The 1,259-nt window shown below is 41.8% G+C and carries 1 protein-coding gene; it reads right to left on the bottom strand.

The window, feature by feature from the left end; translation table 11 throughout:
- Positions 1-8: 8 nt before the first annotated feature.
- Positions 9-1,186, bottom strand: a protein-coding gene (locus L2729_RS21480; protein ID WP_248990046.1) for an IS3 family transposase whose coding sequence is annotated in 2 segments (ribosomal slippage) — positions 9-928 and positions 928-1,186 — 1,179 coding nt in all. Because the reading frame shifts where the segments join, the coding sequence is not laid out codon by codon here.
- Between the last annotated feature and the right edge of the window lie 73 nt (positions 1,187-1,259).

Below are 1,259 nucleotides of genomic sequence, written 5' to 3'. Positions count from 1 at the left end.
TGAAGTGGTCAACTAATTTTGGCCAAGGACTTAGAGTCATTCTGAAATAATCGTTCAGACTCTGCAGGCGTCAAACCACCGTTGTACTGATGTGGCCTGACTTGGTTGTAATATCTTATGATGTAATGCCCGATGGCCTTATTAGCCTCATCAAATGAGGTAAAACCCGCTCTTGGCATCCACTCTGTCTTAAAACTTCTAAAAAATCGTTCCATGGGGGCATTATCCCAACAATTTCCACGTCGACTCATGCTTTGTTCTATTTGGCAGCGCCACAATAACTGCCTAAATTGTTTACTGGTATAATGACAACCTTGGTCTGAATGAAACATCACATCTTTAGGTTGTTTCCTGACTGTAAAGGCCATAGAAAGCGCATTACTCGTTAGCGTTGAATCAGGCGATTTTGAGACGGCCCAGCCAATCACTTTCCGTGCAAATAAATCAATCACAACAGCAAGGTAAAGCCAGCGATTTCCGGCCCAAACGTATGTAACATCACCGCACCAAACTTGATTAGGCTCTGTTACCGCAAATTGTCTCTCTAACGTATTGGGTATGCCTAAGTGTTCATTCGTTGCTTTTTTATAGCGATGAGCCTTTACCTGGCAGCTCACTAAGTTAAGTTTTTTCATTAGCTTAGCTGCTCTATAACGACTCAGATTAATACCACGTTGGCTGACTATGTTCGAAATAGTTCTTGCACCAGCCGAACCGCCACTTTCCTTGTATGCTATTTTAACTTCGCTTTGAATGTTGATGTCACTCAAGCTCACCGCTCTAGAGGTTGAACGCCAATGGCGGTAGCTGCTTCGATGAATACCAAGCACATAACAAACTTCAGAAACTGGATAGCTCTGCTTGATCTCATCAACAATTACAAATTTTTGAGTGAGTCTGATCCCAAGAGAGCGGTGGCTTTTTTTAGGATGTCATTCTCTCTTTCCAGCCTATTTAATTTTCGTTCTAACTCTCTAATTTTTAGCAACTCTGGCGTTATTGGTGTTGCTTTAGATTTGACCCCATTACGTTCATCTCTAAGCTGCCGAACCCACTTGTCCATTGTCGATTTGCCGACTTCCATGGCGTTAGCAGCTTCAGTAACGGAATAGTTTTGCTCAACAACAAGTAATGCGGCTTCTAATCTAAATTCGGGGGTAAAATTACGTTTTATACGTTTAGTCATACGATCACCTAAATAATAACGAGGCCATAATATCAACCTCTAACTAGATGGCCAAATTAACTATGCCACTTCA

This window comes from Shewanella gelidimarina (genome assembly GCF_023283945.1).
Lineage (GTDB): Bacteria > Pseudomonadota > Gammaproteobacteria > Enterobacterales > Shewanellaceae > Shewanella > Shewanella gelidimarina.
This window is presented reverse-complemented; position numbering and strand designations above follow the sequence as displayed.